Here is a 15,233-nt window from a genome sequence, read left to right on the forward strand (position 1 = left end):
TATGGCCTCAGGGGGCCGTCCGCACACCGGGATTGACTGGATCTTGTTCCTATCGTGCCCCATGCCCCCGGCACATCCGCAGGCGAACCCCCTCACCTTGAATACGCCGCCCGGCCAAGATCGGTTCCCTTTCGGACACCCCTCGAAAGGGTGAACATGCGTGCGGGGCGCCCCGTCGTGACGACGGAACGCCCCGCGGCGGCGTAGGTCAGACCGCCGCGTAGTGCTCCCGCAGCCGGGCCCCGGCCTCCGGCCCGGCCTCCACCGCGTCCAGCGCGAGCAGCCCCGCCCCGAGCACCGGCGGCGCCGTCACGAAGCCGACCACGGCCTTCGGGGCCCGCTCCGCGAGCAGCGCGCGGATCCGCTCCTCCAGCTGCGGATGGCGGGCGGCGAGCACGCTGCCGCCCAGCATCACCGGCGCCTCCTCCCGGTCGAGCCCCAGCCGGCGCAGCGCGACCGCCGCCATGGCGACGACCTCGTCGGCGAGCCGGTGCACGAGCGACAGCGCCACCGCGTCGCCCGCGGCCGCGACCGCGAAGAGCACCGGCGTCAGCTCGTGCCGCCGCTCGAACGGCACCCCGCCCAGGTGCAGCGCCTCGATCAGCGCGTACATCGACTGCAGGCCGAAGTAGGCGGGCAGCGCGTCGGCGAGCGCGGTGGGCAGGCCCCGGCCGTCCTCGGCCCGCGCCGCGCTCCACAGCGCCTCCTCGGCGAGTCCGCCGCCCCCGCCCCAGTCGCCGGAGATCTTCCCGATCGCCGGGAACCGCGCGGTCCGCCCGTCCGGCGTCATCCCCACGCAGTTGATCCCCGCGCCGCAGACCACCGCGACACCGCGCGGCTCGTCGAGCCCGGCGCGCAGTATGGCGAAGGTGTCGTTGTGCACGCGGACGTCGCCGCTCCAGCCCCGGTCGAGCAGCTCGGCCCGGAGCGCGACCTCCTCCACGGGCAGGTCGGCATTGGCCAGACAGGCCGTGACGTGCGCGAACGCGGGGGAGCGCTCGCCGCCGCCGGCCTCCTGCCACGCCCGCCCGACGATCTCGGCGAGCCCGTCGACCGCCGTCTCCACCCCCACCACCGGGGGCTGGAACCCGCCGCCGCGGGCCGTCCCGAGGACGCTGCCGCCCCGGGAGACCACCGCGACGTCGGTCTTGCTGTTCCCCGCGTCGACCGCGAGGAGGACGCCGTCCGGGTTCACGCCCACGCGAGGTGCTCCCGGTTGTGCGCGACCAGCCGGTCGGTCAGCCCGTCGGCGTACGCGTACTGGCCCACCAGCGGGTGGGCGAGGAGGGCCTTGAAGACCCGGTCGCGTCCGCCGCGCAGCGCCGCCTCCAGGGCCAGGTCCTCATAGGCCGTGACGTGCGCGATCAGCCCGGCGAACAGCGGGTCCACCGGCGCGACCGGCAGCGGCGTGGCGCCGTGCGCGCCGACCGCGGCCTGCGTCTCGATGACGGCGTCGTCCGGCAGGAACGGCAGCGTGCCGTTGTTGTACGTGTTCACCACCTGGTACGGCGAGCCGCCGCCGCCCAGCAGGGACGCCGCCAGGTCCACGGCCGCCTCCGAGTAGAAGGCGCCGCCGCGCTTGGCGAGCAGGGCCGGCTTCTCGTCGAGCGCCGGGTCCCCGTACATCTCCAGGAGCTCCTTCTCCATCGCCGCGACCTCGGCGGCCCGGGACGGCTTGGTGCCGAGCTCCCTGACCACCTCGTCGTGCGCGTAGAAGTACCGCAGGTAGTACGAGGGGACGACGCCCAGCCGGTCCAGGACCGGGCGCGGCAGGCGCAGGTCGTCGGCGACCGCGTCGCCGTGCTCGGCGAGCAGCCGGGGCAGCACGTTCTCGCCCTCGGGGCCGCCGATCCGGACCGCCCGCTCCCACGTCAGGTGGTTGAGCCCGACGTGGTCGAGGTGGACCTCGGCCGGGGTCACGTCGAGGAGCGCGGCGAACTTCCGCTGGAAGCCGATGGCGACGTTGCACAGGCCGACGGCCTTGTGCCCGGCCTGGAGCAGCGCGCGCGTGACGATGCCGACAGGGTTGGTGAAGTCGATGATCCAGGCGTCCGGGTTGGTGCGCCGCACCCGCTCGGCGATGTCCAGGACCACCGGGACGGTGCGCAGCGCCTTGGCGAGGCCGCCGGCGCCGGTGGTCTCCTGGCCGACGCAGCCGCACTCCAGCGGCCACGTCTCGTCCTGGAGGCGGGCGGCCTGTCCGCCGACCCGCAGCTGGAGTAGGACGGCGTCGGCGCCCTCGACCCCGGCGTCGAGGTCGGTGGTGGTGGTGACCCGCCCCGCGTGGTCCTGCTTGGCGAAGATGCGCCGGGCCAGGCCGCCGACCAGTTCGAGCCGCTCGGCGGCGGGGTCGACGAGGACGAGTTCGGTGATGGGCAGGGTGTCGCGCAGCCGCGCGAATCCGTCGATGAGTTCGGGGGTGTAGGTGGAACCGCCCCCCACGACTGTGAGCTTCATGGTCAGCCCTTCACTCCGGTCAGTGTGACTCCCTCGACGAACGCCTTCTGGGCGAAGAAGAACACGAGGATCACGGGGGCCATGACCAGCACGGTCGCGGCCATGGTCAGATTCCAGTCGGTGTGGTGCGCGCCCTTGAAGGACTCCAGGCCGTAACTGAGCGTCCAGGCGGCCGGGTTCTCGGAGGCGTAGATCTGCGGCCCGAAGTAGTCGTTCCAGCAGTAGAAGAACTGGAACAGGGCCACGGCGGCGATGCCGGGCTTGGCCATCGGCAGCACGACCCGGATGAGGGTGCGGAACTCGCCGCACCCGTCGATCCGCGCGGCCTCGACGTACTCGTTCGGGATGGTCAGCAGGAACTGGCGCAGCAGGAAGATGGCGAAGGCGTCACCGAAGGCCATCGGGATGATCAGCGGCCACAGGGAGCCGGAGAGGTCCATCTGCTTGGCCCAGAACAGGTACATCGGGATGATCACGACCTGCGGCGGCAGCATCATCATCGAGATGACGAGCAGCAGCGACAGGTGCCGTCCGCGGAAGCGGAACTTGGCGAGCGCGTACGCCACGGGGATCGAGGACACCACCACGAGGACGGTGCCGAGCCCCGCGTACAGCAGGGAGTTCTTCCACCAGGTGAGGAAGCCCGGCGTCTCGAAGACCTTGACGTAGTTGTCCCAGTGCCAGGAGTTCGGCGTCAGGTCCCGGGTGAGCGCCTGGTCGTCGCCCATCAGCGAGGTGAGGAGGACGAAGACGAACGGCAGGACGAAGAACAGGGCCGCGGCGATGCCGAGCGAGTGCACGGCGATCCAGTGCAGCAGCGCCCTGCGGCGGGCGCGCTTCTCGGCGGGGCCGGCCCCGCGCGCGGCGGGTGCGGTTGCGGTCGTCATGTGTCAGTCACCCGAGCCGATCAGGCCGCCGCGCCGGCGCATGAGGAGCGCGGTGAAGGCCATGGAGAAGGCGAAGAGCACCAGCGCCACGACGCAGGCGGCGCCGTAGTTGAACTGGCTGAAGCCGAGGCTGTAGACGAGCTGCGGCAGGGTCAGCGTGGAGTCGTCCGGGTAGCCCGGGACGAAGGTGACGCCGGAGCCGCCCATCACGCCCGACGCGACCTTGGAGGCCACGATCGGCTGCGTGTAGTACTGCATCGCGCCGATGATCCCGGTGACGACCGCGAAGAGCACGATCGGCGAGATGTTGGGCAGCGTGACGTAGCGGAACCGCTGCCAGGCGGACGCGCCGTCGAGCTCGGCGGCCTCGTACTGCTCCTTCGGCACGTCGAGGAGGGCGGCCATGAAGATGACCATGAGGTCGCCGACGCCCCAGACCGCGAGGACGGTCAGCGCGGGCTTGGACCAGGAGGCGTCGTTGAACCAGGAGGGGGCGGGCAGCCCGACCGCCTCCAGGAGCGAGTTGACCGGTCCGGTGCCGGGGTTGAGCAGGAAGACGAAGGCGAGCGTGGCGGCCACCGGCGGTGCCAGGTAGGGCAGGTAGAACAGCGTGCGGAAGACGCCGGCCCCGGTCTTGATCCTGGTGATCAGCATGCCGACGCCGAGGCCGAACAGGACCCGGCAGCTGACCATCACGACGGCGAGCCACAGGGTGTTCTGCAGGGCGGGCCAGAACTGGGGGAAGTCGCCGAAGACGTACGTCCAGTTGTCCAGGCCGCGCCAGGACGGCGGGTTGAGGCCGTCGTAGCGCATGAAGGAGAAGTACACGGTGGAGATCAGCGGGTAGGCGAAGAAGACGCCGAAGCCGATCAGCCAGGGGGACATGAACGCCAGGGTGCGGAGCGCGTTGCGCCGGCGCTTGGCCCGCAGCGTGTTCCGTCCCCCGGGGGAGGCGGCGGCCGGGGCGGCCGCCTCCTTCGCGGGCAGGGTGTCCGTGCTCATGGGTGGGTCCCGGCCGTCACTTCGCCGCGGCGATGTCGCGGTCGATCTGGGCCGCGGTGTCCGCGAGGCCCTTCTTCAGGTCCGTGACCTGGCCCTTCTCGTACTGCTGGGCGAACTTCTGGAGGGTGTCCTGGTAGGCCGAGCCGTTGACCGCGCCGTCCGAGGTGGTGGACGCCGGGTGGCGGGCGATGTCCAGGAACGTCTTGAAGCGGGGGTCGAAGGCGAGCTTCGGGGACTTCAGCGCGTCCAGGGTGGAGGGCACGTTGCCGATGGCGTTGGCGAAGCTCACCACCGCGTCGGTGTCCGTGGTCATGTACTTGACCAGCTCCCAGGCCGCGTTCTGCTTGGTGCTCTGCGGCGCGATGCCCATGATCGTGCCGGAGAGGTAGCCCTTGCCGTACTCGGCCAGCTCGTCGTCGGCCACGGGGAGCGGCGCGACGCCGACCTCGAACGGGACCTTGGCCTCCTTGACGAAGTTCAGCCGCCACTCGCCGTCCAGCTGCATGGCGACCTGACCGGTCTGGAAGGGGTGCTTGGCGCCCCACTCGTCGCCGAAGCCCGTGCGGTACTTGTCGAGCCGCTGGAACCCGCCCAGGGCGTCGACCAGGGACTTCTGGTAGGTCATCATCTCGGCGAACGCCGGGTCCTTGGCGACGTTCGACGTGCCGTCCGCCGCGAAGTAACCGCCGTGCTTCCACTGCGACATGTAGTGCGAGACCACGGTCTCGTAGCCGAGGTAGGTCGGCATGACACCGAGCCGCTCGTAGGAGTCGCCCTTGGCCTTGGTCAGCTTCTTCGCGACCTCGGTGAACTGCGACCAGGTCTTCGGCGGCGCCTCGGGGTCGAGTCCGGCCGCCTTGAACGCGTCCTTGTTGTAGTAGAGCCCGTACGCGTCGGAGAGCAGCGGCAGCGTGCAGCGCTTGCCCTCGAACTGGGTGTAGTCCTGGAGGACCTTCGGGAAGGTCTTGTCGAGGTCCAGCTTCGACTTCTCTATGAAGGGCTTGAGGTCGGCGAGGGCGCCCGAGGAGCAGAACTTGCCGACGTTGGCCGTCGTGAAGGACGAGACGACGTCCGGGCCGTTCGAGCCTCCCGCGCGCAGCGCCTGGCCCAGCTTGTCGTCGTTGATGTTGCCGACGACCTTCACCTTGATGTTCGGGTGGGCCTTCTCGAAGCGGGCGACGTTGTCCTCGATCGCCTTGACCTCGGCGGGCGCCGACCAGCCGTGCCAGAACGTGATGGTGGTCTGCGCGTCGGGGTCGTCGGTGGCGCCGTTGTTCGCCGAGCCCGTACAGGCGGAGGCGAAGAGGGCGATCGAGGCGGTGGCGGCGAGCGCGGCTGCGGCTCTGCGCGGACGTGCGGGCATGGCGGAGTCTCCCTGGGGCGAGGGGTGGCGGGGGGAACGGTGGGGCGGTGGGGTCGTGGTCAGCGCGAGGTGTCGAAGACCTCGTCACGGGTGGTGGCCAGGGCGCTTTCGAGGGCGCCGCGCAGCACGGGGCGGCGGGGGACGGCGGAGAGGACGAGCCGGGGCCGGGAGGCGGCGAGGTCGGCGAGGGCGGACTGCACGCGGGCGCGCAGCGGTTCGCCGCCGGCGACGAGGGCGTCGCCCGACAGCACGATCAGTTCGGGGTCGAGCACGGCGACGATCGAGGAGAGCCCGACGGCGAGCCGCTCGGCGTACCGGTCGAGCAGCTCCGCGTACCGCGGGTCCTCGCCGTGCGCCCCGGCGGCGTGGGTGAGCAGCCGGGCGGCGACGGTGACGTACGGCTGCTCCGGCGTCTCGATGCCGGCGGCGCGGGCGATCCGGGGCACGGACTGGACGCCCGCGAGTTCCTGGAAGCCGCCGGAGTTGGCCTTGGTGACCTGCCGGACGAGCGGGGTGCCGGGCACGGGCAGGAAGCCGACCTCGCCGGCGCCCCCGGTGAAGCCGCGGTGCAGCCGGCCGCCGAGGACGACGGCGGCGCCCATGCCCTCCTCGTTCCACAGCAGGAAGAAGTCCGCGTGGCCGCGGGCGGCGCCGACGCGCTGCTCGGCGACGGCGACGAGGTTGACGTCGTTCTCGTACTCGAACGGCATGGGCAGGACGGCGGCCAGCTCCTCCAGGAGGGTGGGGGAGTGCCAGCCGGGGAGGTGGGAGGCGTAGCGCAGGCGCCCGGTGGCCGGGTCGAAGGCGCCGGGGGTGCCGATGACGAGGCGGCGGACGTCCTCGGCGGTGACGCCGGCCGCCTTGACGGCCCCGTCGAGGGCGTCGGCGACCTGGCGGACGACGCCGGAGGCGGAGCGGCCGGGGGTGCGGAGCTCGTACTCGCCGACGATCTCGCCGGTGATGTCGGCGACGGCGGCGCGGATGCGGAACTGGTTGACGTCGAGTCCGGCGGCGTACGCGGCGCGCGCGTTCACCGCGTAGAGCTGGGCGTTGGGTCCGGGCCGGCCTTCGGTGGTGCCGGTGGCGACGACGAGCCCGGCCGCTTCGAGGCGGGCGAGGAGCTGGGAGGCGGTCGGCTTGGACAGGCCGGTGAGCTTGCCGATCCGGGTGCGCGAGAGGGTGCCGTGCTCCAGGAGGAGGTCCAGGGCGGCGCGGTCGTTCATGGCCCGCAGGACGCGTGGTGTTCCGGGGGTTCCCGGGGCCGTACCGGCCATGAGATCGCACCTGCCCTTCGACGCTGGTCGGGCCATTGTGCTGCCTGTCGGCGGGCCCGTTCTCCCACTGCTCTGTTAGGAAAGTTTCCTATTCGGTGGGAGGAAGGTAAGGCGGCCGTCACGGGGGCGTCAATACCCGGGGACGCGCGACGCCCCCGAAGGCAACCAAAGCGTTACCCGCGGGGGCGTCGGGGCCCCGGACGTCCGGCCCCGCAACGAGGGGGACGCGGAGGAGAAGGAGGAGCCGAGGGCTACTTCGAGAGGTCCTTCGGCAGCGGGGTCGTCGCCGCCGACTGCGGCGAGGTCGTCGAGGCGAACACGGACGGCGCCGCCATGCCCGCCGTCGGGTCCGCCGCCTCCTCGGCCTGCGCCGGAACCCCGCCGACGATCCGGATGCCGGCCTCGTCCAGACCCCGCTTGATGCGCCAGCGCAGCTCGCGCTCCACGCCCAGGGCCTTGCCCGGCATCGTCTTCGCCGAGACCCGGACGGTCATGGAGTCGAGCAGCACCTCACTCAGGCCGAGCACCTCCACCGGGCCCCACAGGCGCTCGTTCCACGGCTCGTCCTTCGTCATGGAGTCCGCCGCCTCGGCGATCACCGACCGCACCCGCTCCAGGTCCTCCGTCGGCCGGACGGTCACGTCCACGCCCGCCGTCGCCCAGCCCTGGCTGAGGTTTCCTATCCGCTTGATCTCGCCGTTGCGCACGTACCAGATTTCGCCGTCCACACCGCGCAGCTTGGTCACCCGCAGGCCCACCTCGACGACCTCGCCGGAGGCCACGCCCGCGTCGACCGAGTCGCCCACGCCGTACTGGTCCTCCAGGATCATGAAGACGCCCGAGAGGAAGTCCGTCACCAGGTTCCGCGCGCCGAAGCCGATCGCCACACCGGCCACGCCGGCCGAGGCCAGCAGCGGCGCGAGGTCGATCTTGAAGGCGCCGAGGATCATCAGCCCCGCCGTGCCCAGGATGAGGAAGGACGCGACCGAGCGCAGGACCGAGCCGATCGCCTCCGAGCGCTGCCGGCGCCGCTCGGTGTTGACGAGGAGACCGCCCAGCGCCGTCCCCTCCACCGCCTGCGCCGAACGGTTCATCCGCTCGATCAGCTTCGTCAGCGCACGGCGGACGGCCATCCGCAGCAGCAGCGCGACGATCAGGATCAGCAGGATGCGCAGCCCGGTGTTCAGCCAGGTGGACCAGTTCTCCTCCACCCAGCTCGCCGCGTTCGTGGCCTTCTCCGCGGCCTCGTCCAGGGTCACCGGAATGGGCTCGGGTTCGGTGGCAGCCGCCAGGGCGGACCAGGACACGGGGCAACCTCCAGGGATCGCGGACGCAGGTCTTCCACACTAACGGGGCGTCGGACATGGTCCTGTTGCCGTGTTCGAGGGAGAGGCGGACCTCACCTGGGCAAGTAAGAGGCAGGTAAGCGGAAGGCGGTGCAAGGAGCCGCCGATGTGGTCGAGAACACTCCGGGCCCGTCACCCCGATTCCCGCACGTGGTGGCGCATCGCCGGGCCATGAGGAGAGACTGAGAGCAGTTCGTCCCGGCGCGAGCCACGCGCCGCCGGCGTCATAGGAGGCATCCGTGCCGCATGTCCTGGTCCTCAACGCGTCGTACGAGCCGCTCGGCGTCGTACCGCTCCGCCGCGCACTCGTCCTCGTCCTGGAGAACAAGGCACTCTGCCTCGAGGAATCCGGCGCCTTCCTGCACAGCGAGACCCAAGTCCTCCCCGCGCCCAGCGTGGTGCGACTGAAGCGCTTCGTACGGGTCCCCTACCGGGGGCCCGTTCCCCTGACCCGCCGGGCGCTCTTCGCCCGCGACGGCGGGCGCTGCGTGTACTGCGGGGGCGTCGCCACCAGCGTCGACCACGTCATCCCGCGCAGCCGCGGCGGCACCCACGCCTGGGACAACGTGGTGGCGGCCTGCCGCCGCTGCAACCACGTCAAGGCGGACCGCCACCTCCGCGAGATCGGCTGGCGCCTGCGCCATCAACCGGCGCCGCCCTCCGGCCTCGCCTGGCGGATCATCGGCACCGGCCACCGGGACCCCCGGTGGCTGCCGTACCTCCAGCCGTACGGAGCCGAGGACGTGATGGCCCGGATCGACTCCGTCGCCGACGCCCCCGTGAGGGCGCTGACGACGGGTTGACCCGGGCCTTTCGCGTACGCGGGGCCTCCGGCACGGGAGCGGCGCACCCTCAGGGGGTGCTCCGCTCCCCGGTCGCGCCCTTCTCCGCGGGCGGCACCGGCTCACCCGGCGACGCCGGCTCCCCGGGCCCCGCGGTCCCGGTCGGCTCCGGCGCGTCCACGGCGTAGGTCTCCACGGACCAGAGCGAGTACCCGAACCGGGTCGCCCGGGTCTCGCCCTGCACCCGCAGGAAGCGCGTGTCCGCCGCGTCCATCCGGACCGACTCCCGGCCGCCGCGCCCGTCCGCGACGGTCGCCGCCGTGCGCCACACCCGGCCGTCGGCCGAGACCTGGACGCGGTAGCGGGAGGCGTACGCGTCCTGCCAGTGCAGCACCACCTGCCCTATCCGCGCGGGCTCGGCCAGTTCCAGCTGCCACCAGGCGCCGTCCTCGGCGGGGGAGGACCAGCGGGTGGCCGGGTCGCCGTCGGCCGCCGAGGACGCCGGGAAGTCCGGGGTCTCGTCGCCCGAGGAGGACGCCTTCGCCGTCCGCGCCAGATCCGGGCCCGCCGTCCGCGGGAAGGCCCGGACGGTCAGCACCCGTTCCTCGCCCGCGAAGGAGACCGGCACGCGGTACGAGCCGGCCGGCACGTCCGCCGCCACGGACACCTCCAGGGGCACGGTCGTCCGGGTCCCGCGCCGCACGGCCGCCTCCCGGGGCAGCACGACGGCGATGCCCTTCGGCGCCTTCGCCGTCAGTGCCCCGCGGACCTCCCCCGCGCGCGTGCCCGACAGCTCCACGTCCACCCGGCGCGCGGGCCCGCCGATCTCCGCGTCGGTCTCCGTGCGGGCCAGGGCGAGTCCGGCGCGGGGCCCGTCGGCGAACCACGGCACCAGCGCGCGCACGTCGGGGACCGCGCCCCCGTCGGTCCACACCACCCGCAGCGCGTCCGCCCGCAGCCCCTTCGGATCGGTCTGGGTCCAGCCCGAGGCCGACAGCGCGCCGAGCGCCCTCCAGCCCTCCCCGGGGACGTGCGCCTCCACGCGCGCGTCCGCGCTCCGGCCCCCGGCGGGCCCGGCGAGCACGGTCAGCGCCTCCACGGGCCGCGTCCGGTCGAGCCGCACCGTGTACGAGCCCGGGGCGCGCTCGGCCGGCGCCGCGGCGGTCCGGTCGGCGCCGGTCCAGGCCGTCGAATCCGCCACCGCGCGCGTGAGGAAGGGGTCGAGCACGCCCGCGCCGACCGTCACCCGGCTCGCGCCCAGGGCCTCCCGCTGCCGTTCGAGGTCCAGCCTGGCCCGCCAGGCTGCCGCGCCGTCGCCGCGCTCCTGGGCCAGCAGCATGTCGACCGCCGTCTCACCGGCCTCGCCGTACCGCGCGAGCTGTTCGAGCCAGGGGCCGGTCTCCGTGCCGAGGGCCGAGCCCGCGGTGGACGCGAGCCGTTCGGGTGCCCGGCGCATCACGGTGAACGCGGCCCGCAGCTCGCGCGCCGCCTTCTCGCGCGCGACGCGGCCGGCCGGTGTGTCCGGGGCGGTGAGCGAGGCGCGGAACGCGGCGAACAGCGGCGTCAGGTACGCCGACTCGCCCTTCGGGTCGAGGATCGAGGAGGAGGCGTTCCCGGCGAGCGCCCGCAGCGCCTCACGGGCCGCCGGGTCGGGGCCCGCGAGGTCGTCGACGGCGGCTCGCCAGGACTCCCGCGGCCGGTAGCCCCGCGGGTTCCAGGCGTAGTCGGCGGCGGTGAAGAGCGGGATGCGGGAGACCGTGGACTGTTCCATGGCGTGCGCGAGGAACGCGGCGGAACCGGCGGCCACGGCCGGCTCCCGGCCCAGGGCCGGGCCGAGGAAGAGGCGGTCCTGCGCGTAGTCGTTGACCGGGTAGTTGTCCATGGTGACCAGCGGGTGCCGCAGGGCGCCGCGCGCGCCGGCCAGCTCGCCGCCGGTGATGGTGCGCGGGACGACGCCGACACCGGTCCAGGCCACGCGCACGTCCGCGTCGAGCGTCTCGGCGAGCCGGGTGCGGTAGGCCGTCGTGCCGTCCTGGTAGTACTCCGTCGGCATCACCGTCAGCGGCTCGGAGCCCGGGTGGCGGTCGGCCAGGTGACGGGCGACGGTGTTCGCCACGCGCGCGTGGGCGGCGGCCGCCGCCTCGGGACCCCGCCCGAAGGTGTCGGCGTCCCTGTCGCAGTGCCACTCGTCGTACGAGGCGTCCTGGAACTGGAGCTGGAAGGCGCGCACCCCGAGCGCCCACAGGGAGTCGAGCTTCCGGGTCAGCGCCGCCACGTCGCCCGTCGAGGACAGGCACATGGACTGGGCGGGCGCCACGGCCCAGCCGAGCGTCACGTGCCGGGCCCTGGCCCGTTCGGCGAGCGCACGGAACTCCGCCTGCTGCGCGGCCGGGTAGGGCTCGCGCCACTGCGCCTGCCGGTACGGGTCGTCGCCCGGCGCGTACAGATAGCGGTTCTGCTTGGTCCGGCCCAGGAAGTCCAGCTGGGCGAGGCGCTGTCCGAGCGTCCAGGGACGTCCGTAGAACCCCTCGGTGATGCCCCGCTCGGCCGTGCCCGGCCAGTCGCGGACCACCACGCCGGGCACCTCGCCGCCGCTGCCGAGGAGTTGGCGGAGCGTCTGTACGGCGTGGAACAGGCCGTCCTCGCCGACGCCGTCCAGGACCACGGTCTCGCGCCCCTCGTGGCGGCCGGTCGCCAGGCGGTAGCCGCCGCGCGGCAGGTCGAGCCGCTCGGGCACGCCCAGGGCGGTCAGCGCCGCCTCGGCCGCCTCGCCGGAGGGGCCCGCGGCCCGGAGCACCGGGCCCCGGCCGGGGAGTCCGGTGTGGACGGTCCGCACCCCGGCGGCCCGGAGCAGCGCGCGCAGCTCGGCGAGGGCGTACGGATCGGCGTCGGCGTCGGCGAGCAGCGTCACCTCCTCGCCGAGGCGCACGGAGGGCCCGGCGGTGGCCAGGGACTGCGGCCGAGGCCACACCTCGGGCAGCGGGGCGACGACCGCGCCCGCCGACGAACGGGCGGGCGCCTTCGGGTCCGCCGGCGCCGCGGGGGCCTTCGGGTCCGCGGTCGGGGCCTTCGGGTCCGCCGTCGGGGCCGGGGAGGCCGGGGCCACCGGGGCCGCGTAGACCGGGCCCGGGGCGGCTCCGCCCAGGAGGCCGCCGATGACGGCGGCGGCGACGGCCGTCGCGGTGCCCTTCCTGCGCCCCAGGTGCACGGGGTCTCCCTTCGGACAGGCCCGGCCGCTCCGCCGGTTTGGTCACGAGTGGGTCACGAGCCCACCACCCGCCCCACGGACGTGTCAATGCACGAGGGCGATGTGTCGGCTTTGCCCGGCGAGCCGTCGGCGAGGTGACGTCACTTCGTCACTTTGCGCCGGTAAAACGAGGTGCGGTGGGTAGGGCTCAGTCGCACCCCCAGGTCCCACCAGTCGAGACGAACCGGGAGACCCCCGTGACCACGACCGCCCACCATCTCGGACGGATACGGATTCCGCAGCAGGCGCCGGACGACACCGCGCCGCTGACCAGCGAACCGCCGCTGCCCGACGCGGCACCCCTCACCAGTGAACCGCCGCTGACCGAGGCGGCACCCCTCACCAGCGAGCCCACCGCCCCCGGCAGCGCGGGTGGCACGGAGTCCCCCGGAGTGTGAAGTGACCCTGGCCCGTCTCGCCGCCCGTCACGGCGTCGCCACCGCGTACAGCCCCTCCGAGGGCGTCACCGTGCCCGTGCCCGACGCCACCGTGGTCGCCGTCCTCGGCGCGCTCGGGGTCGACGCGACCACGCCGGAGGCGGTCGACGCCGCCCTCGGCGCGGCGGAACGGGCCGAGGCGGAGCGCCTGTTGCCCGCCACCCTCGTCCACCGCGGGGGCGGCGAGCCGCTCCGCCCCCCGGCCGGCCTGCCGGTCGGCACCCGTCTGCGGGTCACCACCGAGGCGGGAGCCGTCCTCGGCGGCCGGGACTGGGAGCGGCTGCCCCTCGGCGTCCACACGGTCGAGGCGGAGGCGCCCGACGGCCGCACCGCCACCGCCACCCTGATCGTGAGCCCCGCGCGCGTGCCCGCCCCCGAGCACCGGACCTACGGGCTGCTCGTCCAGCTGTACTCCCTGCTCTCCTCACGCTCCTGGGGCATGGGCGACCTCGGCGACCTGCGCGAACTCGCCGGCTGGGCGGGCCGGACCCACGGCGCCGGTTTCGTCCAGGTCAACCCGCTCCACGCGGGCGTGCCCGGGGCGCCCACCGACCCCTCCCCGTACCGCCCCTCCTCGCGCCGCTTCCCCGACCCCGTCCACCTGCGGATCGAGGAGGTCCCCGAGTACGCACTGGTGGGCCCCGAGCGCCGCGAGGAGCTGGACCGGATCCTCGCCGACGCGGCCGAGCTGCGCGAACGGGTCCTCGGCAAGGGCGCGCTGATCGACCGGGACGCCGTGTGGGACGTCAAGCGGCGGGCCCTGGAGCTCGTCGTCGGCGCCGTGGAGCTCGGTCCGGGCCGGCGCGCCGACTTCCACGACTTCCTCGCCGAACGGGGCCGCGCCCTGGAGGACCACGCCACCTACCAGGCCCTCGCCGAACGGCACGGCCCGCACTGGCGGGAGTGGCCCGAGGAGCTGCGCCGGCCCCGCACGGCGGAGGCGGCCGTCCGCGCCGACCCGGACCTCGCCGCCCGCGTCGACTTCCACTGCCGGCTCGCCTGGCTGACGGACCGGCAGCTGGCCGACGCCGCCGCGGCGGCCCGGGAGGCCGGGATGGCGATCGGGATCGTGCACGACCTGGCCGTGGGCGTCCATCCCGAGGGCTCCGACGCCTGGGCGCAGCAGGACGCCTTCGCGGCCGGCATGTCGGTCGGCGCCCCGCCGGACGCCTTCAACTCCCGGGGGCAGGACTGGGGCCTGCCGCCGTGGCGGCCCGACGCCCTCGCGGCCGCGGGCTACGCCCCGTACCGCGGGCTCCTGCGCGAACTCCTGCGCCACGCGGGCGCGCTGCGCATCGACCACGTCATGGGCCTGTTCCGGCTCTGGTGGGTGCCGGAGGGGCTCGAACCCACCGAGGGGACCTACGTCCGCTACGACGCCGAGGCGATGCTCGCCGTCCTCGTCCTGGAGGCGCACCGCGCCGGCGCCCTCGTCATCGGCGAGGACCTCGGCACGGTCGAGCCGGGGGTGCGGGAGCGACTGGCCGGCAGCGGGGTGTTCGGCACCTCGGTGCTGTGGTTCGAGCGGGACTGGGCGGGCACCGGCCGGCCGCTGCCGGCGGAGGAGTGGCGCGCGGAGTGCGTCGCCACGGCCACCACCCACGACCTGCCGTCCACCGCCGCCCGGCTCTCCGGCGACCACGTCGCCCTGCGTCACCGGCTCGGGCTCCTGGACGGCGACCCGGAGCGCGACCGGGCGGCGGACGCGGTCGAGACCGCCGAGTGGCTGGGCCTGTTCCAGCGGCTCGGGCTGCTGCCGGAGGGGCCGGGGGACGAGCAGGCCGCGATCCGGGCCGTCCACCGGTTCCTGCTGGCCACCCCGGCCCGGATGGTGGGGGTGTGGCTGCCGGACGCGGTGGGCGACCGCAGGCCGCAGAACCTGCCAGGCACCTGGGACCAGTACCCCAACTGGCGGCTGCCGGTGGCGGGCCCGGACGGCCAGCCGCTGACCCTCGAACAGCTCGCCGCCTCGCCCCGGGCGCACGCCCTGCTGCGGGAGCTGCACACCCGTACGGACCCCGGCGGACCGGCCGCCGTCCGGCGGGGCGCCCGTACGGCACCCCCGGGCGCGCGGTCCGTTTAGGTGTTCGCTACGTTTGCACCGTGGACAAGAAGAACGCACTGCGCGCCGGCTCCATCGCGGCCGGTACGACGCTGATGATGCTGCTCATGTCGTCCCCCGCGCTCGCGCTGACCCGCGACGACGGTGACGACCCGGCCCCCAAGCTGAGTGTCGTCGAGACGCTCGGCCTGTTCGTGGCCACCCCGCTGGTGCTGTTCCTGGTCATCATCGGCCTGGTGATGGTGCTCGACAAGTCCAAGAAGGCGTAACCGCCTCCACGGTCCGACGCCGAGGGCGGGGGGGGGGGGGGGGGGGGGGGGGGGGGGACCGGGGGGGGGGGGGGGGGCCCCGGTGCGCCCTCTGGGGGGCAGCGGAG

12 protein-coding genes are annotated in these 15,233 nt (G+C 74.0%); 4 read left to right on the forward strand and 8 right to left on the reverse strand.

Going from position 1 to position 15,233, the window contains the following annotated elements:
- Positions 1-208 precede the first annotated feature (208 nt).
- The 7 genes from ACZ60W_RS32345 to ACZ60W_RS32375 all read right to left on the reverse strand — a co-directional run bounded on the left by ACZ60W_RS32345 (position 209) and on the right by ACZ60W_RS32375 (position 8,290).
- Positions 209-1,201 carry an N-acetylglucosamine kinase gene (locus ACZ60W_RS32345; RefSeq protein WP_469758961.1) on the reverse strand — a complete coding sequence of 331 codons (993 nt, stop codon included), beginning with the start codon at positions 1,199-1,201 and terminating at the stop codon, positions 209-211.
- Positions 1,192-2,457 carry a 6-phospho-beta-glucosidase gene (locus ACZ60W_RS32350; protein WP_469758962.1) on the reverse strand — a complete coding sequence of 422 codons (1,266 nt, stop codon included), beginning with the start codon at positions 2,455-2,457 and terminating at the stop codon, positions 1,192-1,194. Before ACZ60W_RS32350 ends, ACZ60W_RS32345 begins: the two co-directional genes overlap by 10 nt.
- 2 nt (positions 2,458-2,459) lie before the next feature.
- Complete coding sequence (locus ACZ60W_RS32355; RefSeq protein ID WP_469758963.1) at positions 2,460-3,344, reverse strand: carbohydrate ABC transporter permease; 885 nt, start codon at positions 3,342-3,344, stop codon at positions 2,460-2,462.
- A gap of 3 nt (positions 3,345-3,347) precedes the next feature.
- On the reverse strand, positions 3,348-4,229 hold the full coding sequence (locus ACZ60W_RS32360; RefSeq protein WP_469758970.1) for a carbohydrate ABC transporter permease: 882 nt from the start codon (positions 4,227-4,229) through the stop codon (positions 3,348-3,350).
- Between the two features lie 133 nt (positions 4,230-4,362).
- Entirely contained in the window at positions 4,363-5,709 is a 1,347-nt protein-coding gene (locus tag ACZ60W_RS32365) for an ABC transporter substrate-binding protein (protein WP_469758964.1), read from the reverse strand.
- Between the two features lie 59 nt (positions 5,710-5,768).
- The gene (locus ACZ60W_RS32370; RefSeq protein WP_469758965.1) at positions 5,769-6,983 is read right to left on the reverse strand and encodes an ROK family transcriptional regulator; all 1,215 of its coding nucleotides are present in this window, start codon (positions 6,981-6,983) and stop codon (positions 5,769-5,771) included.
- 251 nt (positions 6,984-7,234) lie between these two features.
- Positions 7,235-8,290 (reverse strand): mechanosensitive ion channel family protein, encoded by a 1,056-nt coding sequence (locus ACZ60W_RS32375; RefSeq protein WP_469758966.1) that lies wholly within the window; start codon positions 8,288-8,290, stop codon positions 7,235-7,237.
- Between the two features lie 278 nt (positions 8,291-8,568).
- On the opposite strand from ACZ60W_RS32375, the gene ACZ60W_RS32380 reads away from it, so the two are divergent.
- Positions 8,569-9,132 (forward strand): HNH endonuclease, encoded by a 564-nt coding sequence (locus tag ACZ60W_RS32380; RefSeq protein ID WP_366305888.1) that lies wholly within the window; start codon positions 8,569-8,571, stop codon positions 9,130-9,132.
- Positions 9,133-9,181: 49 nt separating this feature from the next.
- Here ACZ60W_RS32380 and ACZ60W_RS32385 read toward each other — a convergent pair whose 3' ends face one another.
- On the reverse strand, positions 9,182-12,319 hold the full coding sequence (locus tag ACZ60W_RS32385; RefSeq protein WP_469758967.1) for a beta-N-acetylglucosaminidase domain-containing protein: 3,138 nt from the start codon (positions 12,317-12,319) through the stop codon (positions 9,182-9,184).
- A 236-nt stretch (positions 12,320-12,555) separates the two neighbouring features.
- Between ACZ60W_RS32385 and ACZ60W_RS32390 the strand changes: the two genes are divergently transcribed.
- The 3 genes from ACZ60W_RS32390 to ACZ60W_RS32400 are packed head-to-tail and all read left to right on the forward strand — an operon-like array spanning position 12,556 to position 15,126.
- Entirely contained in the window at positions 12,556-12,756 is a 201-nt protein-coding gene (locus ACZ60W_RS32390) for a hypothetical protein (protein WP_469758971.1), read from the forward strand.
- 1 nt (position 12,757) lies between these two features.
- Positions 12,758-14,878, forward strand: coding sequence for a 4-alpha-glucanotransferase (malQ, locus tag ACZ60W_RS32395; RefSeq protein WP_469758968.1), 2,121 nt, complete (start codon positions 12,758-12,760; stop codon positions 14,876-14,878).
- A gap of 20 nt (positions 14,879-14,898) precedes the next feature.
- Positions 14,899-15,126, forward strand: a complete 228-nt coding sequence (locus ACZ60W_RS32400; RefSeq protein WP_366305896.1) for a hypothetical protein — start codon at positions 14,899-14,901, stop codon at positions 15,124-15,126.
- Positions 15,127-15,233 lie beyond the last annotated feature (107 nt).

Source organism: Streptomyces sp. NPDC104202 (assembly GCF_055584185.1).

What these genes read in the sequence shown, in the direction of transcription:
- ACZ60W_RS32365 (WP_469758964.1), bottom strand. Translation starts at nt 5,709, where the DNA reads ATGCCCGCACGTCCGCGCAGAGCCGCAGCCGCGCTCGCCGCCACCGCC.
- ACZ60W_RS32370 (WP_469758965.1), bottom strand. Translation starts at nt 6,983, where the DNA reads ATGGCCGGTACGGCCCCGGGAACCCCCGGAACACCACGCGTCCTGCGG.
- ACZ60W_RS32360 (WP_469758970.1), bottom strand. Translation starts at nt 4,229, where the DNA reads ATGTCCCCCTGGCTGATCGGCTTCGGCGTCTTCTTCGCCTACCCGCTG.
- ACZ60W_RS32350 (WP_469758962.1), bottom strand. Translation starts at nt 2,457, where the DNA reads ATGAAGCTCACAGTCGTGGGGGGCGGTTCCACCTACACCCCCGAACTC.
- ACZ60W_RS32355 (WP_469758963.1), bottom strand. Translation starts at nt 3,344, where the DNA reads ATGACGACCGCAACCGCACCCGCCGCGCGCGGGGCCGGCCCCGCCGAG.